The organism is Agrobacterium sp. fls2-241-TYG-188a (genome assembly GCF_030209845.1).
On the sequence record NZ_JARVRD010000001.1, the window covers coordinates 1,021,088 to 1,044,352 of the forward strand.

The following is a 23,265-nucleotide window of genomic DNA, read 5'->3' on the forward strand; positions in this document are numbered from 1 at the left end:
TCATGGCACGCATCAGTCTCGATCACATCCGCCACGCCTATAACGCCAAGGCCAAGGCGGCCAATGATTATGCCCTCAAGGAAGTGAACTACGAGTGGAGCGATGGCGGCGCCTATGCGCTGCTCGGCCCCTCCGGCTGCGGCAAGACGACCCTGCTCAATATCATCTCCGGTCTCATCAATCCCTCGGACGGGCGTATCCTCTTCGATGGCAAGGACGTCACCAATCTGCCCACAGAGCAGCGCAACATCGCGCAGGTCTTCCAGTTTCCAGTCATTTACGACACCATGACCGTATACGACAATCTGGCCTTTCCGCTGCGCAATCGCGGCGTTTCGGAAACCGATGTGGACCGCCGCGTCAACGAAATCCTTGAGATGATCGACCTGTCATCCTGGGCCAAGCGCCGCGCACACCGGCTGACGGCAGACCAGAAGCAGAAGATTTCGCTGGGCCGTGGGCTCGTCCGCAACGACGTCAACGCCATCCTCTTCGATGAGCCGCTAACGGTCATCGACCCGCATATGAAATGGGTGCTGCGCTCACAATTGAAGCGGCTTCACAAGCAGTTCGGCTTCACCATGGTCTATGTCACGCATGACCAGACAGAAGCCATGACTTTCGCTGACAAGGTCGTCGTCATGTATGATGGCCAGATCGTGCAGATCGGCACGCCTGCGGAGTTGTTCGAACGGCCAAGCCATACTTTCGTTGGCTACTTCATTGGCTCGCCGGGCATGAACTTCATGCCGGTGGCGCTGGATGGCGCCGAGGCCCGCATCGGCGACCAGAATGTGTCGCTTTCCGCAGCACCAAAGGTGGCGGCGGGCGCAAAGACAGAGCTTGGCATTCGTCCTGAATTCATCTCGCTTGGGCGCCAGGGCATGCCGGTCACCATTAGCAAGGTGGAAGATATCGGGCGGCAGAAGATCGTGCGCGCCAGCTTTGCCGGACATCCGCTGACCGTGGTCATGCCTGAGGATGGCGATATCCCGTCTGAGCCGCATGTCACGTTCGATCCCAATGCCATCGGTATTTACGCCGATAGCTGGCGCGTTGGCACGGGAGCCTGAGCCATGGAAAAAACCGTCAACAACAAGGCCTGGTTTCTGGTCATCCCGGTTCTCATACTCGTCGCATTTTCCGCCGTCATTCCGCTGATGACCGTGGTGAACTATTCGGTTCAGGATACGTTCGGAAACAACCAGTTCTTCTGGGCCGGAACCGATTGGTTCGTGCAGATGCTGCACTCGCCCCGCTTCTGGGATGCGCTGATGCGCAACCTGATTTTCTCCTTCGTCATTCTGGCAATCCAGATACCGCTCGGAATTCTGATCGCGCTGAATATGCCGAAGACTGGACTCGGCGTGCCCGTCTGCCTCGTGCTCATGGCACTGCCGCTTCTCATTCCGTGGAACGTGGTTGGCACGATCTGGCAGGTCTTTGGCCGCGTCGATATCGGCTTCCTCGGCCATTACCTGTCGATGCTTGGCATCGATTATAATTACACGCAGGACCCTGTGGATGCCTGGGCAACGGTCATCATCATGGATGTCTGGCACTGGACGAGCCTTGTGGTGCTGCTGTGCTATGCCGGTCTGGTCTCGATTCCCGACGCTTATTATCAGGCGGCGCGTATCGATGGCGCATCGCGCTGGTCAGTCTTCCGCTATATCCAGTTGCCGAAGATGAAGCGCGTGCTACTGATTGCCGTGCTGCTGCGTTTCATGGACAGCTTCATGATCTACACCGAACCCTTCGTGGTTACCGGCGGCGGCCCAGGCAATTCCACCACCTTCCTCTCGATCGATCTTGTGAAAATGGCGGTCGGCCAGTTCGACCTGGGACCAGCGGCGGCCATGTCGATCATCTACTTCCTGATTATCCTTGCCCTGTCCTGGATCTTCTACACCGTCATGACCAATAGCGACGAACAGGCGTGAGAAAGGAGATTATCATGAGCAATTCAAAGTCCATCACGCGCTTCTCCTTTCTGATCCCGACGATCTACATCCTGTTCCTGCTGCTGCCGATCTACTGGCTCGTCAATATGAGCTTCAAGGAAAACGGCGAGATTCTCGGGGCCTTTTCGCTGTGGCCGCAAAACCCGACGCTGCGCAATTACACCGTCATCTTTACCGACCCGGCCTGGTATAACGGCTATATCAACTCCATCATCTATGTGGTGATGAACACGGTGATCTCGGTTGCCGCCGCACTGCCTGCCGCCTACGCCTTCTCGCGCTACCGCTTTTTGGGCGACAAGCACCTGTTTTTCTGGCTGCTGACAAACCGCATGGCGCCACCCGCCGTGTTTGCCCTGCCCTTCTTCCAGCTCTATTCCGCCTTCGGCCTGATCGATACGCACATCGCAGTGGCCATTGCCCACTGCCTGTTCAACGTCCCGCTGGCGGTCTGGATTCTCGAAGGCTTCATGTCGGGCGTGCCGAAGGAAATCGATGAGACCGCCTATATTGACGGTTATTCCTTCCCGCGCTTTTTCGTGAAAATCTTCATGCCCCTGATTGCAAGCGGCATCGGTGTCGCGGCCTTCTTCTGCTTCATGTTCTCATGGGTTGAACTGCTGTTGGCGAGAACGCTGACGACAACCGCCGCAAAGCCGATTGCGGCCACCATGACACGCACCGTCTCCGCCTCGGGCATGGATTGGGGCGTGCTGGCTGCCGCAGGTGTGCTCACCATCATTCCGGGCGCGCTGGTCATCTATTTCGTCCGAAACTACATCGCCAAGGGCTTTGCCCTCGGCCGCGTCTAAGAAAGGAAGAGGAGATGAGTTTTTCCTGGATGGCGTGGACGTTACCCACGGCACTGTTTTTTCTGACCATTCTGGCGCTTCTGATCGGCATGGCGGTTTGGGAATATGTGTCGCCCGGCGGCAATCCGCGTATCGGCGTGCTGCGCTTTGAAACCACACGCGGCGACCGCCTGTTCGTTTCGCTGCTCGGCTCTGCATTCATCCACCTCGGTTGGCTTGGCCTCGTCGGCCCCGGCCTCTGGTGGGCACTGGCTCTTTCGGTGGTCTATGCGATTGGCGTCTTCCGCTTCGTCTAGGCTCTCCGACTGAAATACCGGGAGGGAGGACCGCCCGGATCTATCGTTACGCAATCGCAAACCTTGGGAGGATGATTATGCGAATGCATCTTTTGACGACGACAGCAGCATCCCTGCTGGCACTGGCCGGCGTGGCAAACGCCGGAATGAACGAGGCCAAGACCTTCCTGGACAAGGAGATCGGCGATCTCTCCAGCCTTTCCCGCGCAGAGCAGGAAAAGGAAATGCAATGGTTTATCGATGCGGCAAAGCCTTTTGCCGGCATGGATATCAAGGTTGTCTCGGAAACGCTGACGACGCATGAATATGAATCCAAGGTGCTTGCGAAAGCCTTCACCGAAATCACCGGCATCAAGATCACCCACGACCTGATTGGTGAAGGTGACGTGGTTGAAAAGCTGCAGACACAAATGCAGTCTGGTGAAAACATCTATGATGCCTTTGTCAACGATAGCGACCTGATCGGCACGCACTGGCGCTATCAGCAGGTGCGCAACCTGACGGACTGGATGGCGAAGGAAGGCAAGGACGTGACCAACCCCGGCCTTGACCTGAAGGACTTCATCGGCACCAAGTTCACAACGGCACCTGATGGCAAGCTCTACCAACTGCCGGACCAGCAGTTCGCGAACCTCTACTGGTTCCGTTATGACTGGTTCAACGACGAGAAGAACAAGGCGGATTTCAAGGCTAAATACGGCTATGATCTCGGCGTTCCCGTCAACTGGTCTGCCTATGAAGACATTGCTGAGTTTTTCACCGGTCGTGAAATCAACGGCAAGAAGGTCTATGGCCATATGGATTATGGCAAGAAAGACCCATCGCTGGGCTGGCGCTTCACCGATGCCTGGCTGTCCATGGCTGGTAACGGCGACAAGGGCCTGCCGAACGGTCTGCCGGTCGATGAATGGGGTATCAAGGTCAACGACAAGTCCCAGCCGGTCGGCTCCTGCGTTGCACGCGGTGGCGATACCAACGGCCCGGCCTCGGTCTACGCCATCCAGAAATATCTCGACTGGATGAAGGCCTATGCTCCTCCTGCCGCGCAGGGCATGAACTTCTCCGAATCCGGTCCCGTACCGGCGCAGGGCGAAGTAGCGCAGCAGATTTTCTGGTACACGGCCTTTACGGCTGATGCCGTCAAGAAGGGCCTGCCTGTCGTGAACGAGGACGGCACGCCGAAATGGCGCATGGCTCCTTCCCCGCACGGCGTCTACTGGAAGGATGGCATGAAGCTTGGCTATCAGGACGTCGGCTCCTGGACGCTGATGAAATCCACGCCTGACGACCGCGCCAAGGCCGCATGGCTCTACGCGCAGTTCGTGACCTCAAAGACAGTGGACGTGAAGAAGAGCCATGTCGGCCTGACTCTGACGCGCGACTCCTCGATCAACCACGAGAGCTTCACCAAGCGTGCGAAGGATCTCGGCGGCCTGATCGAGTTCTACCGTTCGCCTGCCCGCGTTCAATGGTCGCCAACCGGCACCAACGTTCCTGACTATCCAAAGCTGGCACAGCTGTGGTGGCAGGCCGTGGGTGATGCGTCCTCGGGCGCAAAAACCGCGCAGGAAGCCATGGACTCGCTTTGCGCCGAACAGGAAAAGGTTCTGCAGCGTCTGGAACGCGCTGGCGTTCAGGGCGAAATCGGACCGAAGCTGGCCGAAGAGCATGACCTTGAATATTGGAACAAGGACGCCGTTTCCAAGGGCCACCTTGCACCACAGCTGAAGGTCGCCAACGAAAAAGAAAAGCCGATGACCGTCAACTACGACGAACTAGTCAAGAGCTGGCAGAAGTAAGTCTGCGGGATTGAAACGTTGAGAGGGCAGCTTGCTGCCCTCTTTTTCATCGCATCACACTCACCACCGTCATACCGGCCTTGAGCCGGTATCCAGCCAGCCCAAGTCTTTGGGCTGAAAGAACCTTTCTCGGCGCGCAGACGCGCGCCAGCTGGACCCCGGCTCGAGGCCGGGGTGACGGAGAGAAGCGTCATCCGTTCCAAAACTAGAGATGACCGTCAGTTACGCCGAGTTGGCCATGAAATGGCAGAGGTTATACTGTGGAATTGAACCGTGCAGAGGGCAGCTCGCTGCTCTCTTTTTTATCGCACCATACACACCACCGTCATACCGGCCTTGAGCCGGTATCCCGTCAGCCCAAGTCTTTGGGCTGAAAGAACCTTACTTGGCGCGCAGACGCGCACCGGCTGGACCCCGGCTCGAGGCCGGGGTGACGGAGAGAAGTTCTCATCCATTCCAAAAGTAAAGATGACCGTCAATTACGTCGAGTTGGTCATGAAATGGCAGAGGTAACTTGGCGGGGTTGAAACGTGCGGAGGGTGGCTTGCTGCACTCTTTTCATCGCACCACACTCACCACCGTCATACCGGCCTTGAGCCGGTATCCAGTCAGCCCAAGTCTTTGGGCTGAAAGAACTTTCCTCGGCGCGCAGACGCGCGCTGGCTGGACCCCGGCTCGAGGCCGGGGTGACGGGGAGAAGCGTCACGCTCCAAAACAAAAAAGCCGGGACGGTATCACCGCCCCGGCTTTTACTTCAAATGCCAATTACGAAATAACCGGGTCCAGCGAGCCGGACGCATAGCGCTTTGCCATGTCACGCAGCGGAATAGGCGTGATCTTGGACGCCTGTCCCTCGGTCCAGAAGAGTTCGAAACGTTCCTTGCAGAGCTTCGTCATGGCTTCCCGGGCAGGCTTCAGATATTTGCGCAGATCGAACTCTGCCGGTTCTTCCATCAGCACCTTGCGGATCTGGCCGGTGATGGCCATGCGGCAGTCGGTGTCGATGTTGATCTTGCGCACGCCGTTCTTGATGCCGCGCTGGATTTCCTCGATCGGAACGCCCCAGGTCGGCTTGATCGCGCCGCCATAGGAATTGATGATATCCTGCAGGTCCTGCGGCACGGTGGAGGAGCCATGCATGACAAGGTGCGTGTTTGGCAGCTTGTTATGGATTTCCTCGATGACATTCATGGCAAGCACGGTGCCATCGGGGCGGCGGGTGAACTTGTAGGCGCCGTGGCTCGTGCCCATTGCAACGGCCAGCGCGTCCACCTTGGTTTCGCGAACGAATTTCACGGCCTCGTCCGGGTCTGTCAGCAACTGGTCATGGGACAGAACGCCTTCGGCGCCGTGGCCATCTTCAGCCTCGCCCATGCCGCTTTCGAGCGAACCGAGCACACCGAGTTCACCTTCCACGGAAATGCCGCCGTAATGGGCCATGTCTGTGACCTGACGCGTGACGCCGACATTGTAATCCCAGTCACCCGGCGTCTTGCCATCGGCCTTCAGCGAGCCATCCATCATGACGGATGTAAAACCGGCCTGGATGGCGGTCATACAGCTGGCCGGTTCATTGCCGTGGTCGAGATGAACACAAACGGGAATATGCGGATAAATTTCCACAACCGCGTCCATCATGTGTTTGAGCATAATATCATTGGCATAGGCGCGTGCACCACGCGATGCCTGCATGATCACGGGAGAATTGGTCGCATCCGCCGCATCCATGATGGCCAGCGCCTGCTCCATATTGTTGATGTTGAAGGCAGGTACGCCGTAGCCGTGTTCTGCCGCGTGATCGAGCAACTGTCGGAGCGTTATTCGAGCCAAGGTATTTCCCCTTAAACAATCTGATTTGAAAACGAGATGCTTTTTTCACCCATCCGCCAAGGAACGGATGTGTACTATTGCCCCGGGAATAGGAACTATCCAGCTTTTTTTGACAGCTATCAGCAAAGATTGGGCCTTTTCGCGCAGTTTCTCTGGCCATTTCAGGCTTGCGAGAGCCATTTTGGCGCTTCCAGCCGAAAATCTTGACAGAAGATTAAAATCGGGCGGCTGTCGTGGTTTGGCAGATCACCGTCGCATTTTGTGCAGGTTGCGGGCGGCCTTCGCGCCATCATCCCTGCAACCTTGCAAAAGACAAGAACAGTGGCAGGCCCAGCGGCAGGTCTGCTCTCTTATAAGCGCCGCCAATAAAGGGAACAGCGATGAATAAACTGCTTGCATCAACCTGTCTGGTGTTCGGCCTGTTGGCTGGCGCCTCCGCATCCAGCGCCGCAGATTGCGGTAGCCCGACAATCGCCAGCATGAACTGGCAGAGCGCGGAAGTGCTCTCCAATATCGACAAGATCATTCTCAACGAAGGCTATGGCTGCAGCGCCGATATTACCGTCGGCGATACTGTCCCCACCATCACCTCCATGGTGGAAAAAGGGCAACCGGATATCGCGCCTGAGGCATGGGCCGATACATTGCCAGAAGTCGTCAAGCGCGGCGTCGACGAAGGCAAACTTGTCGTTGCCGCAACGGCCTTGCCGGATGGCGGCATTCAGGGTTGGTGGATACCCAAATACGTGGCTGAAGCCCACCCGGAGATCAAGACGATCGGCGACTTGATGAAAAACCCCAAGCTGTTTCCCGATGCAGAAAACCCTGACAAGGGCGCCATCGTGAACGGCCCGCAGGGTTGGGGCGGCACCGTTGTCACGGCGCAGCTCTACAAGGCATTCGGCGCTGAAAAGGCGGGCTTCAACCTCATCGACAGCGGTTCGTCTGCCGGTCTCGACGGCTCCATTGCCAAGGCATATGAACGCAAGCAGCCATGGGTCGGGTACTACTGGTCGCCAACGGCACTTCTCGGCAAATATGAGATGGTCAAGCTGGAGCCGGGTGTTGCCGCCGATCCCGCCGAATGGAAACGCTGCAACACCGTTGCGGATTGTCCGGATCCCAAGCCGAATGCATGGCCTGTCGACAAGGTCGTGACGCTCGTTGCGAAGCCTTTCTCGGAGAAGGCCGGACCTGCCGTGATGGATTATCTCAACAAGCGGTCCTGGAGCAACAACACCGTCAACAAGCTGATGGCATGGATGACGGACAACCAGGCGACGGGTGAAGACAGCGCCAAGCACTTCCTGAAAGAAAACCCCGATATCTGGACCAAATGGGTCTCTGCCGAGGCTGCCGAGAAAATCAAGGCTTCGCTCTGACGCGCATCCCTGCTGCCGGCGCTTGCGCCTGCAACCACGCAAGAGAACAGGCGGCTGGCCATTGCCAGTCGCCCGTCGTCGCGAACTCTGGGGAATTTCATGGACTGGTTTTACGCGTTTCCGCACATGAACGACGATGGCCTTCGCAATCTGAAAAAGATGATCGATGATGGCTTTCGTGAATTTACCCGTGCCTGGGGAGGCACGATTGAAGGTTTCTTCTCACCCCTGCAGCAGTTCCTGATTGCCGCAGAACGGTTCATGACACAGACGCCATGGCCGATCATTATTCTGATCATCATGGTCATTGCCTGGTTTGCCAGCCGCAGCGCCAAGATCGTCGCAGGCTGCATGTTCACGCTGCTGGCCATCGGCTATTTCGACATGTGGACGGATACGATGCGGACGATCTCGATGATCTTTGTCTGCACGGTTCTCTCCATCGTCATCGGCCTGCCCATTGGCATTGCCATGTCCCATTCCAATCGCTTCCAGCGGGTCGTCAATCCCATTCTCGATGTGATGCAGACGATGCCAAGCTTCGTCTACCTCATCCCGGTGGTCATGCTTCTGGGTATTGGCAGGGTTCCGGGCCTGATCGCCGTGGTGATCTACGCCATTCCTCCCATGATACGGCTCACCAATCTCGGCATCCGCCTGGTAGACCGCGATGTGCTGGAAGCAGCCGATGCCTTCGGCTCTTCCGGCTGGCAGAAGCTCTTCAAGGTTCAGCTGCCGCTCGCCCTTCCCACCATCATGGCTGGCATCAACCAGACCATCATGATGGCGCTGGCCATGGTCGTCATCGCCTCGATGATCGGGGTGCAGGGACTGGGTCAGCCTGTCCTCAAGGCAATTGCCAACCAGTATTTCACGCTCGGCATCTTCAACGGCCTTGCCATTGTCGGCATCGCCATCATCTTCGATCGCATCAGCCAGGCTTATGGCAAGAGGCTCCAGAAACATCAGGAGATGACCCATGGCTGAAGGCGCATTCGGCGGCATCAAAATCAGAAATCTCTACAAGGTTTTCGGCAGCAATGCTCAGACCTTTGTCGATGCCGTGAGGAACGGCATGAGCAAGACGGAGCTGAATGAAAAACATGGTCACGTCCTCGGTCTGCGGAATATCAATATCGATATTCCTTCGGGCTGCATACAGGTCATCATGGGGCTTTCGGGCTCCGGCAAATCCACGCTGATCAGACACATCAACCGACTGATTGACCCCACGGCGGGCGAGGTGCTGGTGGACGGCGTGGACGTTGTAAAAATGAACGTGCAGGAGCTGCGCAATTTCCGCCGCCACCAGACAGCCATGGTCTTCCAGAAGTTTGCCCTCCTGCCACACCGCAACGTGCTGGATAACACGGTCTACGGCCTGGAGGTGCAGGGCATATCCCGGGCCCGAAGCGTGGAAGTGGCGATGGGCTGGCTGGAGCGTGTCGGATTGAAGGGCTATGAAACCCGTTTTCCCAACCAGCTGTCGGGCGGAATGCAGCAGCGCGTCGGACTTGCGCGCGCACTTTCCAACGACGCACCGGTGCTGTTGATGGATGAAGCCTATTCCGCGCTCGACCCTCTCATCCGCACCGACATGCAAACGGTGCTTCTCGACATCCAGAAGGAGATCAAGAAGACCATCGTTTTCATCACCCACGATCTCGATGAGGCTCTAAGGCTTGGAGACCAGATCGCAATCCTGCGAGATGGCGAGGTCATTCAGCAGGGCACCAGCCAGGACATCGTGCTTCGCCCGGCAGATGATTACATCGCGACCTTCGTCAAGGAAGTGAACCGCGGACGCGTCATCACCGTCGAAGCCATCATGTCGCCCACCAGGGTGGGCGGCGGCTATCATCGTCAGTCCATTCCAGCGGAAACCAGCGTCGAAGAAGCCATGCGCACATTGTCGATCAGCGGAGAGGACGATGCGGCGGTTACTGCAGCCTCTGGCGAAGTTGTGGGAACGGTCAGTTTCCGCCAGCTTGCCAGCGCGATTGTCAACGCTGGCGTTACGGATACGGGGGCCAAAAGCCGGACTGATGGCACTGCGGCGTCAAGGCCTGAACAGACTGTTCACAATCCTGCCGATACATTCACCGCGTAGCGCACTATATGTTCGGCAACGAAACATATGCGTTACAGGTGAAAACACATGAAGAAGATCGGCTTTTTGTCCTTCGGTCACTGGAGCCCCGGCCCGCACTCGCAGGCCCGTACGGCAAAAGATGTGCTGAAGCAATCCATCGAGCTTTCCGTTGCAGCTGAAGAGATCGGCGTCGACGGAGCCTATTTCCGCGTGCACCACTTTGCCCGCCAGCTGGCCTCTCCCTTTCCGCTGCTGGCAGCCGTGGGCGCGCGAACGAAGACGATCGAGATCGGCACCGGCGTCATCGACATGCGGTATGAGAACCCGCTCTACATGGCGGAAGATGCGGGTGCGGCCGACCTGATTTCGGATGGCCGTCTGCAACTGGGCATCAGCCGAGGCTCTCCCGAACAGGTCATCGATGGCTGGCGCTATTTCGGTTACCAGCCGAAAGAAGGGTCCGATGATGCGGAAATGGGACGGCACAGCGCCGAGGTGTTTCTGGAGGTGCTGAAGGGCGAAGGTTTTGCCGAGCCCAACCCGCACCCGATGTTCCCGAACCCGCCGGGAATGCTAAGGCTGGAACCGCACTCCGAGGGTCTTCGCGACCGTATCTGGTGGGGTGCCGGCTCCAACGCGACGGCAATATGGGCCGCAAAGCTTGGCATGAACCTGCAAAGCTCGACGCTGAAGAACGACGAGACCGGCGAGCCTTTCCATGTTCAGCAAGCGGCGCAGATCCGTGCCTATCGCCAGGCCTGGAAGGAAGCGGGCCACAGCCGCGAGCCGCGCGTATCCGTCAGCCGCAGCATCTTTGCGCTGGTGGATGACCGTGACCGCGCCTATTTCGGTCGCGGCAGCAAGGAAAGCGACAGCATCGGATATCTCGACGCCAGCACGCGCGCCATCTTCGGACGTTCCTATGCGGCCGATCCAGAAACTCTGGTCAAGGAGCTTGCGCAGGATGAAGCGATTGCCGAAGCCGATACGCTGCTTCTGACAATCCCGAACCAGCTGGGTGTCGAATACAACGTCCACGTCCTCGACTCCATTCTCAAATACGTCGCGCCGGAACTCGGCTGGCGTTGATTGCAGGCTGCACGGCATTGATCGGTGCCGTGCAGCTTTTCCGTCATTCGGCAACATCCATCACCAGACCCTTCGTCAACTCCAGCGCCTGCCGCTCGAACAGACCGCGATAGATACCGCCTTTTTTCTGGATGAGGCTGACATGGGTACCCTCTTCCGCAATTTTCCCGTGATCGAAGACGAGCAACCGATCCAGCGATCGCACGGTTGAAAGCCGGTGTGCCACCACAAGGGTCGTGCGCCCCAGCATCAAACGCTCCATCGCGGTCTGGATCAGCATTTCCGATTCCGAATCCAGACTGGATGTTGCCTCATCCAGAATGAGTATCGGTGCATCCGCCAGAAACGCCCGCGCAATCGCGATCCGCTGCCGCTCTCCGCCGGAAAGCTTGACGCCGCGTTCGCCCACCAGTGTGCCGTACCCCTTGGGCAGAGCCGAGATGAAGCCATGGGCACTTGCAAGCCTTGTCGCATTCTCGATTTCCTTCTGCGTGGCGCTTGGCCTTGCATAGGCGATGTTTTCCGCCAGCGTCCGGTGAAACAGGATCGGCTCCTGCTGCACGATGGCAATCTGCTGTCGCAACGACATCTGCGACACCTGCGAAATATCCTGCCCGTCAATGCGTATCGCACCATGGCTCACGTCATGCAGCCGTTGGATAAGCTTGATGAACGTCGTTTTACCTGAGCCCGAATGCCCAACCAGACCGACGCGTTCGCCCGGCTTGATCGTGACCGAAAAGTCCTTGTAGAGCGGTGCCAGATGCTTTCCATAATGGAAGCTCACCCCATCAAACTCGATCCGTCCTTCATTGATGACCAGTGCTTTTGCCTTGGCCACATCGTCGATGCCGAGCGGTTGCGCATGGATTTCGACAAGTTCCTCCATGTCGTTCACCGAACGCTGCAGGTTGCGGATATGCATCCCGATTTCACGCAGATAGCCCTGCAGGATGAAGAACGATGTCAAAACGAAAGTGATATCACCGGCATTGGCTTTGCCAGCGGCCCAGAGCAACAGAGCAAGTCCAACCACACCCGCCCGCATGATGCCGAGCAGACCTGCTTGAAGCGTGCCGTTGATCGTTCCGCGCGTCCAGGTGCGCCGGGTCCGGTCTTCCCATTTGCCCATGACACGCGCCAATCGCTTGTCCTCACGGTCCTCTGCACCAAATGCCTTGACGACAGCATTGCACGTCACCGCATCGGCCAGAGACCCGCCAAGGCGTGTGTCCCAGGCATTGGCAAGACTTGCCATGGGCGCGACAAAGCCCAACGACATGCTGGCCGTGATGCAGACAAACAGCAACGAGCCAAGCCCCACGAGCAGGCCCATCATCGGCCAGTACCACGTCATCAGCACCGTGGAGCCGATGAGCATGACGACGGATGGAAACAGGGCCACGAAAACAGTGTCGTTCAGCAAATCCAGCGCCCACATGCCGCGCGTGACCTTGCGCACTGTCGAACCGGCAAAGCTGTTGGCGTGCCAGTCCGAAGAGAAACGCTGGATGCGGTGGAAGGAATTCGCGGCAATATCCGCCATGGACTGCAACGTGAAGCTGATAATGGTCATGAAGGTGACGTGCCGCAAAATGACAGCCAGAAGCGCAAGCCCGATCAGCCAATAGAAAGCGTTGATTGCATTGCTCCACGCAGCGGGATCACTGCCGGAACCGGACACGACCGCATCCACCAGCCGCCCGGCAAACATGGGCGTCAACACATCGGCAAGTGTGGACATGAGCACCGCGCACAGCATGAAGCCGGCACGGCCCGGCTGCTGGCGCCAATGCGACCAACAGAAACGAAAAACAGTGCTAAACGCCTTGCTCCGGCGTATTTTCAAACCAAAAGACATGAATAGCATCCGGCACGCGGCCGGTCCCATGAAAGAATCTAGTGTGGAATCCGCGCGAGCTTGCGGCGCGAAACGATGGGGAAAACTTGAAAGAAACGACCGGATTATCGGTGTTTGTGGCTGAGTTTCTCGATCAGATCAGAGAACCCGCGGGCGCGGGCGCTGCGGAGGCCACCGGGGAGTTGGAAAAATATGCCATTTGAAACCTCCCTCGCTCAGGTTGAAGCTGGCATAATAGGCAGGCGCCTTTAAAAGCCAACCCGAATTTTTAGGTTTCGGGAACTAAACCTCTAGCTGCGGCAAAGCTGCCACAGTTCCCATCGGTTACGATGGATCACAAAAGCTGTCGGAAGTCCGTTGCAAGCCCGAAAAATACCGGGCCTGCGCCGTCACGAACAGTTCAGACGGATGAGCGCGGCTTGTGCTCAGCCATTGTCGCGCTTGAAGATCCAGTCATGATCCGGGTGGTTCTGGAACCGCCATTTGCGCATGGGGCCAGCCATGACGTTCAGATAATACATCTCATAGCCATAGGGCGCGCCGCAGGGATGGTGCCCCTTCGGTACCAGCACAACGTCGCCATCGGAAACCGCCATGGTTTCGTCCAGCGTGCCATCTTCGGTAAACACCCGCTGGAAGCCGAAGCCCTGGGCGGGATTGAGTCGGTGGTAATAGGTTTCTTCCAGATAAGTCATATCCGGGAAATTATCCTCGTCATGCCGGTGCGGAGGATAGGACGACCAGTGGCCGGAGGGTGTAAACACCTCGGTAACGAGAAGGCTCTCGGCCACATCCCGGTCTTCCATGGCAATCGGGAAGATGTAGCGGGTGTTTGCGCCCTTGCCGCGCTCACTCAGCGAAATGCCTGCTGGACCGATGACCTGCGCCTCCCTGCCGGGCTTTGCCGGGGCCGTGCAGACGCCAATGGTGCAATCGCTTGTCGCCTTGAGCGACCAGGAGGAGCCTGCTGGAATGTAAACGCAATGCGGTGGCTTGCGCTCAAAGACATTCATCCTGTCTCCAAGCTCACCAAAATCTTTGCCGCCGGAGGAAACCTCGGCCTTGCCTTCGACGAGAACCAGAATAACCTCCGTCTCGCCCGTTTCCTCAACTGCCGTTTCGCCCGGCTTCAGCCGATAGAGGCCAAAACCAACATAGCACCATTCGGCGCTTTCAGGCGTGATGTCGTGAACCTTGCCATGGGTGCCGACAGGTTTGCGCAACAGATTAGCCATGGATCATCTCCTTTGCTCAGGCCTTGTCTAGCCCGGCCTGCCTGGCGAATTCCCGAAGGGATTTGAAGCCAAGGCTCTGATATTGATATGGATTGCGCACATCGGGGTCCTGCTCGGCCTCGATAACGAGCCAACCGCTATAGCCATGTTCAGCCGCAATCTTCAGCACCGGCAGGAAGTCGACACCGCCTTCCATATCGCCGGGAACGGTGAAGACACCGCGTCGCACGCCTTCGAGGAAGGAGAGTTTCTCGTCACGCACCTGACCTGCGATGGCTGGGCGAACATTCTTCGCGTGGATATGCCCGACGCGCGCCATGTGTTTCTTTGCCAGCCTTTCAGGGTTGCCCCCGCCAAACAGGCAATGGCCGGTATCGAGCAGCAGCTTGGTGTGGGGTCCCGTATTGTCCATCAGCCGATCGATCTCATCTTCACTTTCGATGATCGTGCCCATGTGATGGTGATAGACGAGTGCAATGCCCTGTTCGGCGGCAAACTTTGCCAGCGCTTCCACGCCTTCGCCAAATGCCTTCCAGTCCGCATCGGCAAGCTTGGGGCGGTCGTTGACGGGCGTAGCGTCATCGCCATGGATTGCGTTGGATGTTTCGCAGACGATGATGACCTTTGAACCCATTGCTTTCAGCAGATCAAGCGCTGGCTGCATAGCCGCTTTTTCGTCTTCGACAGAGTTTGTAAGAAGGTTCAGTGAATGCCACCCGGAAACATAGCGCAAGCCGCGCGGCTCCAGTACCTTCTTCAGCGCATCCGGCTCCTGCGGAAATTTGTGGCCCTTTTCAATGCCATCGAAACCGATTTTCGATGTTTCGTCCAGGCATTGGTCGAGGCTGATATGCGCGCCGAGCGTGCGGTCGTCATCATTGCTCCAGGCGATAGGGTTGGTGCCGTAGAGGATCATCTTACTGTCTTTCCTTCAATGCCGCCTCATAGGCAGCGCGTGCATCATTAACCTCGCTGCGGGCGGAGACTTCCGGCACCGCAACATCCCACCAGTAACCGCCAGCGTCGGGCGTCGGGTACGGGTCCGTATCGATGACGATGACGGTTGTTACCGTGGCCTCGCGGGCAGCAGCCAGCGCCGCTTCCAGTTCCGCAATCGACGATACCTTGCGGGCATCCGCCCCCATGCTGGCAGCGTGAGCGGCAAAATCAATGGCAATGGGGTTGGCATGGGTGGTGTGGGCATAGAGATTGTTGAACTCAGCCCCGCCCGTGCCCATCTGCAGCCGGTTGATGCAGCCATAGCCCCTGTTATCAGTGATGACGACGGTGATCTTCACGCCCATCGCGACAGACGTCGCAAGCTCGGAATTCATCATCATGTAGGAGCCGTCGCCCACCATAACGACAACATCACGCTCGGGCTCGGCCATCTTGATTCCAAGACCACCGGCAATTTCATAGCCCATGCAGGAAAAACCGTATTCCATGTGGTAGGATAGCGGCAGCTTGGCCTTCCACAGCTGGTGCAGCTCTCCGGGCATGGTGCCCGCAGCACACATGACAACCGTATTTTCCCGCGATGCACGCTGCACAGCGCCTATCACCTGCATATCGGTGGGCAGGCTGTTGCCATCCTTGGGCGCCGCCGTCACGGCGTCAGCCTTGGCAAACCATGCCTGCTTCAGACCGGCCTCTGGCGCTTCAAAGCTGTGGTCGCCCAAGGCTTTGGAAAGCTTCTCAAGGCCCACTCTGGCATCTGCGGTCAGGCTGATGGCATTGTGCTTGGCGCTGTCATAGGGCTGAACGTTGAGCGCCAGAAGCCTGGCGGAAGGGTTCTTGAACAGAGCCCAGGAACCCGTCGTGAAATCCTGGAACCGCGTTCCGACGCCGAAGACAAGATCGGCCTTCTCGGCAATGGCATTGGCGCTATCGGCACCGGTCACGCCGACCGGACCGAAGTTCAGATCATGGTCCCAGGCAAGAGCAGATTTACCAGCCTGCGTTTCCACCACAGGAATGCGGTGACGTTCGGCAAAGCTTTTCAGCGCCTCGGTCGCGCCGGAAAAATGCACGCCGCCACCGGCAACGATGACCGGATGGGATGCGGATTTCAAGGCTGCAACGGCTGCTTCGAATTCGCCAAGATCCGGCTCGGGGCGGCGTTGATGCCAGATTTTCTTTTCGAAAAAGCTGACGGGATAATCGAAGGCTTCCGCCTGTACGTCCTGGCAGAAGGCAAGCGTAACGGGGCCGCAATCGGCCGGGTCCGTCATGGTCCGCATGGCGCGCGGCAAGGCCGTCAAAAGCTGTTCAGGACGCATGATGCGGTCGAAATATCGGCTGACCGGCTTGAAGCAATCATTGGCCGAAATCGTGCCGTCACCGAAATCCTCGATCTGTTGCAACACCGGGTCTGGCCCGCGATTGGCGAACACATCTCCGGGAATAAACAGGACCGGCAGGCGATTGACATGGGCAAGCGCAGCAGCCGTCACCATATTGGTTGCACCCGGGCCGATGGAGGATGTTACCGCCATGGCGCGGCGACGCCCGAGCTGCTTTGCATAGGCAATTGCCGCGTGAGCCATGGATTGCTCGTTCTGGCCTCGATAGGTCGTCAGCTCATCGCGGATGCCATATAGTGCCTCGCCCATCCCTGCGACATTGCCATGGCCGAAAATTGCCCAGACACCTGCGATAAATGTCTCGCCATGCTCGTTCATCTGCGCGGCGAGATACCGGACCATCGCCTGCGCTGCCGTCAAACGTATTGTCGTCACGCTGCCTCTCCCTTTTTCCCGGCGGCCCGCGCCTTATCCCAGATCTGGCATAGCGCGTTGTAACGGTCGGCCATCTGGCTTACCGCCTCCCCGTCATTGATGCTGCCCGAAAGCCACGCCCGCGCCGCATCCGCAAAAATCGTCCGCCCGACCGCAAAACCTTTGACCAGATCAAAGCCCGCCGCAAGCTTGAAACTTTCCTCCAGCTCCGCCTGTGGTGCATCCAGCCCCAGTACAACGATCCCTCGCGTATAGGGGTCATTGCGCTTGACCGCGTCGACTGCATTTTTCCATGCGGCTTCGGTTTTCATCGGCTCAAGCTTCCACCAGTCCGGATACACTCCGATCTCATAGAAACGGTCGATGATGCTCGCCGTCGTCTGATCGTCAACCACCGCGACCTTTGATGGTATGACCTCTAAAAGAAGCTCCAGCCTGTTGCGGCGTGCGGCCTGAAACAGGCGCAGCACGGTATCTTCCTGCTGCTTGCACAGTTCTTGCGCGTCTTGCGGATGATAGAAACACAGGACCTTCACGACATTCGTCGCCGGCCACTCGCCCAAGCCGCCAAAATCGAGGCCAAGCTCCGGCTCAAGCGTCAGCGGTCGGGAGCCCGGCCATTCGACGGGCCTCCCAACCCAAAGACCTGTGCCGTTGGCTTCATAAAGCGCGTCACGGCCCAGACGGCTATCACACAGAATGCCGTAGCCCGCCTCGTTACCGGAAACATAAAGCGCTGCTTTCAGGCACAGCTTCTTGAACTCACCGATTCTGGAATGTTCGACACCCGCCTCATCCGCCATGGCTTCCAGCTGCATCCGGTGATCGAAGGCGAACACGCGCATGGTGTTCCAGTCACCCTTGCGGTTGGTGGCCCAATGCACCTGATCCAGCGCCTCGTCCTTGCGCAGCGCCTTGTTTTTAATGCCGGTGCGGAAGAAGTATTGAAGCTCTTCCCAGCTTGGATAGGCGGGCGTGCAGCCATGACGAGACACGGCAAAGGCGCCGCAGGCATTGGCGTATTTCAGCGTTGTCGGCCAGTCCTCGCCCCGCAGCCAGCCGCGAAACAGGCCAGCCATGAAGCCGTCACCGGCGCCAAGCACGTTGAAAACCTCAATCGGAAAGCCTTCCCCGGACTCGCCATCATCAAGACTGGCTGGAATTTCGTCGGGAAACACCACAGCGCCCATCGGTCCGCGTTTGCACACAAGCGTGGCTTTCGAGACGTTGCGGACGGCCTTCAGGGCCTCCAGCGTATCCGTAGAGCCACCGGCAATATGAAACTCTTCCTCCGTCCCGACGATGAGATCGAACAGATGCAGGGTTGATTGGAGCTTTGCCGTGACCTTCTGCGATTCCACGAACCGGCTCTCGCCGTCGCCGTGACCGGCCACGCCCCAGAGGTTCGGACGATAATCGATATCGAGCGCCGTTCTTGCCCCGCCTTCACGTGCCAGCCGCAGAGCCTTGAGAACGGCGGCTTCTGTGCGCGGGTGCGAAAGATGCGTCCCCGTTGCGCAGACGCAAGCAGCATCCGCAATGAACGCAGGATCGATGTCGTCCTCGCAGAGCGCCATGTCTGCGCAATTCTCGCGGTAGAAAATAAGCGGAAATTGCGACTGGTCGCGGATGCCGAGAAGGACGAGCGCGGTCAGGCGTTCCGGGTCGGTCTTCACGCCTGTGGTATCGACACCTTCGCGTATCAGCTGCTCTCGAATGAAACGGCCCATATGCTCATCGCCCACGCGGGTGATGACGGCCGTTTTCAGACCCAGGCGAGCACCGCCCGCCGCAATGTTGGTGGGGGAACCACCAATATATTTGTTGAAGGAGGACATATCCTCCAGCCGGCCGCCAACCTGCGCGCCGTAGAGATCGACCGACGAGCGGCCTATCGTAATGAGATCAAGCTTTTTCACGATCGTCCTCCAATCGCGCTGACGCGGGTTCCGAACTGGAAACGACGCTCCTCAGTCGTTTCCGTTCAGTCTATTTTTGGACTATAAATTCCATTTTTTTCTGTTTCAACATAAATATTCAATTTTGGCGATGCGTACCCACGCCGACAGCCAGCGCGATCGCAACGCATAATGTTGCCGAAAGGGAGCGGAACGCGCCGAAATCCACCTCTGACACCGCAAGGATGGTCGCCCCCAGCTTGCGCATCGGGCTTACGGCTGTATCCGTGATCGCAACGACGGGAATTCTCCGGGCAAGGCTGGACGAGACGAGATCCATCGTTTCCACCGAGTAGGGCGAGAAGGTAATCGCCAGCACCACGTCGCCGTAACGGATCGCGCTTTGATTGTGCAATTGTCCGACCGATGCATGGAGCATGGCCGGAACACCCATCTTCTCAAAGGCATAGGCAAGATAGCTTGCTACAGGAAAAGACCGGCGAAGGCCGACGACGTGAATGGTATTTGCCTCTGAAAGAACCCGGATCGCGGTCTCGAACTCCTGCGGATCGACTGTTTTCAGCACATTTTCAAGCGATGCACGGCCAGCATCGACGAATTCAGCCAGCAACAGGGCGCCGCCATCCTCTCCATTGTCACGCAAGTTGCTGAGCCGCGTCGTATAGTCCGGCCAACCGCCGGTATAATGCTCGCGAAACAGGCGCTGCATCTCCGAATAGCCGGAAAAGCCCATGATCTGGCTGAAGCGCATGATGGCGGATGGCTGCACGCCTGCACTCTCCGCCAGCTCGGCAACGGTGGAAACGGCAATGCGGTCAGCATGAGCGGCGACATAGTCGGCGCACTGACGCAGACGTTTCGGCAGGCTGTCCGTCACCTCCAACAAACGTTCCTGAAAAGCTTCTACCGTGGCCGGAATTGCGTTTGCGCTCATGTCATCTCCCTCATTCACCCGAACTGCTGCCAATATGGAATATCCATTCCAAAATATTTCACAAGCATTCCATGATGATTCACCTGATGACAGCATTGGCACGGCATGGCATAGGGACGCCAAACCTCCAGCTTATCGGTTACTCCTCCATGATCCGCATCGAAAACATCAGCAAATCCGCCAGCCATCGCATCCTCTTCATCGAGGCGTCGGCAGCACTCAACAAGGGTGAGAAGGTCGGCCTCGTCGGCCCCAACGGCGCTGGCAAGACGACGCTGTTTCGCATGATTACCGGCGAGGAGATGCCGGACGAAGGTCAGGTTGCGGCGGAAAAGCACGTTTCCATCGGCTACTTCAATCAGGACGTCGGAGAAATGGCGGGGCGCAGCGCGGTTGCCGAAGCCATGGAAGGGGCAGGCCCGGTCAGCGCGGTCGCTACCGAGCTGCGTGAGCTTGAAGCGCGGATGGTCGATCCCGACCAGCTGGATCAGATGGATGAGATCATCGAGCGGTACGGCGAAGTTCAGGCCCGCTACGAGGAACTGGACGGCTATTCGCTGGAAGGCCGCGCGCGCGAAGTGCTTGCTGGCCTCAGCTTTACGCAGGAGATGATGGATGGCGATGTCGGCAAGCTCTCCGGCGGCTGGAAGATGCGTGTGGCGCTGGCCCGCATTCTCCTGATGCGGCCCGACGTCATGCTGCTTGACGAACCGAGCAACCATCTGGACATCGAGAGCCTCATCTGGCTTGAAAACTTCCTCAAGACCTACGACGGCGCGCTTCTGATGACCTCGCATGACCGCGAGTTCATGAACCGTATCGTCAACAAGATCATCGAAATCGATGCGGGATCGCTGACGAGCTACACCGGCGACTATGGCTTTTACGAGCAGCAGCGCGCCCAGAACGAAAAGCAGCAACAGGCACAGTTCGAGCGCCAGCAGGCCATGCTTGCCAAGGAAATCAAGTTCATCGAACGTTTCAAGGCCCGCGCGTCCCATGCCTCGCAGGTACAGAGCCGGGTCAAGAAACTGGAGAAGATCGACCGCGTAGAGCCCCCAAAGCGCAGACAGACCGTTGCTTTCGAATTCCAGACGCCACCGCGCTCGGGCGAAGATGTCGTTTCGCTGAAGCAGGTGCATAAGGCCTATGGCCAGCGGACGATTTACGAAGGTCTGGACTTCATGATCCGCCGCAAGGAGCGGTGGTGCATCATGGGCGTCAACGGTGCGGGCAAGTCCACGCTGTTGAAACTGATTGCCGGAACAGCCGAACCCGATGTCGGCAGCGTCAATGTCGGCGCAAGCGTGAAGCTGGGCTATTTTGCGCAGCACTCGATGGATCTTCTTGATGGTGAAGCAACGATCCTGCAGTGGCTGGAGCAGCGGTTTCCGAAGGCGGGGCAGGCCCCGTTGCGGGCGCTGTGCGGCTGCTTCGGCTTTTCTGGTGACGATGTCGACAAGAAATGTCGCGTTCTCTCGGGCGGTGAAAAGGCGCGCCTCGTCATGGCTGCCATGCTGTTCGACCCGCCAAATTTCCTCGTACTGGACGAACCGACCAACCACCTCGATCTCGACACCAAGGAAATGCTGATCAAGGCGCTCGCAGAATACGAAGGCACCATGCTCTTCGTCTCGCACGACCGCCATTTTCTGGCAGCCCTTTCAAACCGCGTGCTGGAACTGACGCCGGATGGCATTCATCAATATGGCGGCGGCTACACGGAATATGTCGAAAGAACAGGCGCGGAGGCTCCTGGGCTGCTATAACTGACCCATGCTTCAACGCTAAGCCCTGTTCTGGAGAGAGTGGCAGGGTTCGGGAGGAGAGAAGAATGGGTAAGGCGCAGATCGTCGGCTGGGCGCATGGACAGTTCGGCAAGTCCCCGCTGGAGAATACGGAGCAGCTCATGGCCTCCGTTGTGGCACCGGCTGTGGCCCATGCGGGCATAGAGGTCACCGATATCGATGGCATCTTTGTCGGGGTCATGAACAACGGCTTCTCCCGGCAGGATTTTCAGGCCGCTCTTGTCGCCATGAGCGACGAAAGGCTGGCGCATACGCCTGCCGTGCGCTTTGAAAATGCCTGCGCCACAGGCTCCGCTGCCATCTACAGTGCCATGGATTTCATCGAAGCCGGTCGTGGCCGCATCGCCTTGGTGGTCGGTGCGGAAAAAATGACCGCGCTGCCGACCGATCAGGTTGGAGATATCCTGCTTTCCGCCAGCTACCGCGCAGAGGAAGGCGATATACCTGGCGGGTTTGCGGGCCAGTTCGGGCGTATCGCCCAGACCTACTTTCAACGCTATGGGGATCGGTCCGAAGAGCTGGCAATGATTGCGGCGAAGAACCACGCCAACGGCGTCAGCAATCCCTTCGCCCATATGCAAAAGGACTTCGGGTTCGCGTTTTGCAATACGGTTTCGGAGAAGAATCCCTATGTAGCCGCCCCGCTTCGTCGTACCGACTGCTCCCTGATTTCCGATGGGGCAGCCTCAATCATTCTGGCGGATGAGGAGGTAGCGGCCACCCTGCAACGCGCCATAGGCTTCAAGGCGCGCACCCAGGTCAATGACATCATTGCACTCAGCCATCGAGACCCCCTTGCCTTCGAGGGAGCCCGTCGCGCATGGGCGGCCTCGCTGGAAAAAGCGGGATTGGATATATTCGATCTCTCTCTGGTGGAAACACATGATTGTTTCACCATTGCCGAACTCATCGAATATGAAGCCATGGGCTTATCCAAGCCCGGTGAAGGGCACCGGGTTGTCCGTGAAGGGATTACGCGAAAGGACGGTCGCCTTCCCGTTAACCCGTCTGGAGGGCTTAAGGCAAAGGGCCACCCCATCGGGGCAACCGGGGTATCCATGCACATCATGGCTGCAATGCAACTGGCCGGGCAAGCGGGTGATATGCAAGTTCCCGATGCAAGCCTTGCAGGGGTATTCAACATGGGTGGAACGGCGGTCGCCAACTACGTTTCAATTCTGGAACGCGTCAAATGAGGCGAGTTTCTCGCAAATCCGCGCATAAAAAATGCGGCCTCAAAGACCGCATTTTGGGGTAGAACTGGCAAGACTAGTTCATTGTTTCCCAACCGCTGCGCACATCCGCAGCAGATTTGCTGAGGTGAACGTGGGCGTCGACGTGGTCGACCCAATCAAGCGGGATGAGGTGATGCTTGCCGTCGTCAGCGTCGGTCTTGGTCAGCTTGATACGGTTCTGACCTTCCATGTGGTCAACAGTGCCGACGTGGCTGCCATCAGCCGAACGGACTTCCATATGCTCGCGAATTTTGTCACCAGAAATCAT

Annotated in this window: 19 protein-coding genes; 11 read left to right on the forward strand and 8 right to left on the reverse strand. The window is 58.0% G+C overall.

From position 1 onward, the window contains the following. Nucleotides 1-2: 2 nt before the first annotated feature. The 5 genes from QRN85_RS04405 to QRN85_RS04425 all read left to right on the forward strand — a co-directional run bounded on the left by QRN85_RS04405 (nt 3) and on the right by QRN85_RS04425 (nt 4,871). Nucleotides 3-1,073 (forward strand): ABC transporter ATP-binding protein, encoded by a 1,071-nt coding sequence (locus tag QRN85_RS04405; RefSeq protein WP_284757110.1) that lies wholly within the window; start codon nt 3-5, stop codon nt 1,071-1,073. Nucleotides 1,074-1,076: 3 nt separating this feature from the next. Continuing rightward, nucleotides 1,077-1,943, forward strand: a complete 867-nt coding sequence (locus QRN85_RS04410) for a carbohydrate ABC transporter permease (RefSeq protein ID WP_113091834.1) — start codon at nt 1,077-1,079, stop codon at nt 1,941-1,943. A gap of 14 nt (nt 1,944-1,957) precedes the next feature. Next, entirely contained in the window at nt 1,958-2,776 is an 819-nt protein-coding gene (locus QRN85_RS04415; protein ID WP_042616922.1) for a carbohydrate ABC transporter permease, read from the forward strand. 14 nt (nt 2,777-2,790) lie between these two features. Then, nucleotides 2,791-3,072, forward strand: coding sequence for a DUF2160 domain-containing protein (locus QRN85_RS04420; protein WP_284757109.1), 282 nt, complete (start codon nt 2,791-2,793; stop codon nt 3,070-3,072). 77 nt (nt 3,073-3,149) lie between these two features. After that, the gene (locus tag QRN85_RS04425; RefSeq protein WP_113091836.1) at nt 3,150-4,871 is read left to right on the forward strand and encodes an ABC transporter substrate-binding protein; all 1,722 of its coding nucleotides are present in this window, start codon (nt 3,150-3,152) and stop codon (nt 4,869-4,871) included. Between the two features lie 765 nt (nt 4,872-5,636). Here QRN85_RS04425 and fba read toward each other — a convergent pair. Beyond that, nucleotides 5,637-6,701, reverse strand: coding sequence for a class II fructose-bisphosphate aldolase (gene fba, locus QRN85_RS04430; RefSeq protein ID WP_062588084.1), 1,065 nt, complete (start codon nt 6,699-6,701; stop codon nt 5,637-5,639). Nucleotides 6,702-7,081: 380 nt separating this feature from the next. Here fba and QRN85_RS04435 point away from each other — a divergent pair, with 380 nt between their 5' ends. The 4 genes from QRN85_RS04435 (at nt 7,082) to QRN85_RS04450 (ending at nt 11,264) form a co-directional block, all read left to right on the forward strand. After that, nucleotides 7,082-8,083 (forward strand): ABC transporter substrate-binding protein, encoded by a 1,002-nt coding sequence (locus tag QRN85_RS04435; RefSeq protein WP_062588086.1) that lies wholly within the window; start codon nt 7,082-7,084, stop codon nt 8,081-8,083. Between the two features lie 99 nt (nt 8,084-8,182). Further along, nucleotides 8,183-9,070: an ABC transporter permease gene (locus QRN85_RS04440; RefSeq protein ID WP_062588415.1), complete on the forward strand. Its 888-nt coding sequence runs from the start codon at nt 8,183-8,185 to the stop codon at nt 9,068-9,070. Further along, complete coding sequence (locus QRN85_RS04445) at nt 9,063-10,193, forward strand: quaternary amine ABC transporter ATP-binding protein (RefSeq protein WP_284757108.1); 1,131 nt, start codon at nt 9,063-9,065, stop codon at nt 10,191-10,193. The genes QRN85_RS04440 and QRN85_RS04445 overlap by 8 nt, the downstream gene beginning before the upstream one ends. Nucleotides 10,194-10,241: 48 nt before the next feature. Then, entirely contained in the window at nt 10,242-11,264 is a 1,023-nt protein-coding gene (locus QRN85_RS04450; protein ID WP_284757107.1) for an LLM class flavin-dependent oxidoreductase, read from the forward strand. A 43-nt stretch (nt 11,265-11,307) separates the two neighbouring features. Here QRN85_RS04450 and QRN85_RS04455 read toward each other — a convergent pair whose 3' ends face one another. The 6 genes from QRN85_RS04455 to QRN85_RS04480 form a co-directional block, all read right to left on the reverse strand. Further along, on the reverse strand, nt 11,308-13,125 hold the full coding sequence (locus tag QRN85_RS04455; RefSeq protein ID WP_284757106.1) for an ABC transporter ATP-binding protein: 1,818 nt from the start codon (nt 13,123-13,125) through the stop codon (nt 11,308-11,310). A gap of 425 nt (nt 13,126-13,550) precedes the next feature. Continuing rightward, nucleotides 13,551-14,360, reverse strand: a complete 810-nt coding sequence (gene iolB / locus QRN85_RS04460; RefSeq protein WP_284757105.1) for a 5-deoxy-glucuronate isomerase — start codon at nt 14,358-14,360, stop codon at nt 13,551-13,553. A 16-nt stretch (nt 14,361-14,376) separates the two neighbouring features. Continuing rightward, entirely contained in the window at nt 14,377-15,276 is a 900-nt protein-coding gene (gene iolE, locus QRN85_RS04465; RefSeq protein ID WP_284757104.1) for a myo-inosose-2 dehydratase, read from the reverse strand. Between the two features lies 1 nt (nt 15,277). Next, complete coding sequence (iolD, locus tag QRN85_RS04470; RefSeq protein WP_284757103.1) at nt 15,278-17,101, reverse strand: 3D-(3,5/4)-trihydroxycyclohexane-1,2-dione acylhydrolase (decyclizing); 1,824 nt, start codon at nt 17,099-17,101, stop codon at nt 15,278-15,280. Beyond that, nucleotides 17,098-19,023 (reverse strand): bifunctional 5-dehydro-2-deoxygluconokinase/5-dehydro-2-deoxyphosphogluconate aldolase, encoded by a 1,926-nt coding sequence (locus QRN85_RS04475; protein WP_284757248.1) that lies wholly within the window; start codon nt 19,021-19,023, stop codon nt 17,098-17,100. Before QRN85_RS04475 ends, iolD begins: the two co-directional genes overlap by 4 nt. A gap of 115 nt (nt 19,024-19,138) precedes the next feature. Beyond that, nucleotides 19,139-19,954: a MurR/RpiR family transcriptional regulator gene (locus QRN85_RS04480; protein ID WP_062588099.1), complete on the reverse strand. Its 816-nt coding sequence runs from the start codon at nt 19,952-19,954 to the stop codon at nt 19,139-19,141. A gap of 149 nt (nt 19,955-20,103) precedes the next feature. Between QRN85_RS04480 and QRN85_RS04485 the strand changes: the two genes are divergently transcribed. Then, a complete protein-coding gene (locus QRN85_RS04485) occupies nt 20,104-21,723 on the forward strand; it encodes an ABC-F family ATP-binding cassette domain-containing protein (RefSeq protein ID WP_062588417.1) in 1,620 nt (539 codons plus the stop codon). A gap of 65 nt (nt 21,724-21,788) precedes the next feature. After that, a complete protein-coding gene (locus QRN85_RS04490) occupies nt 21,789-22,958 on the forward strand; it encodes an acetyl-CoA acetyltransferase (RefSeq protein WP_284757102.1) in 1,170 nt (389 codons plus the stop codon). A gap of 73 nt (nt 22,959-23,031) precedes the next feature. Here the strand turns inward: QRN85_RS04490 and QRN85_RS04495 are convergent, their stop codons facing one another. Beyond that, a complete protein-coding gene (locus tag QRN85_RS04495) occupies nt 23,032-23,265 on the reverse strand; it encodes a DUF2171 domain-containing protein (RefSeq protein WP_062588103.1) in 234 nt (77 codons plus the stop codon).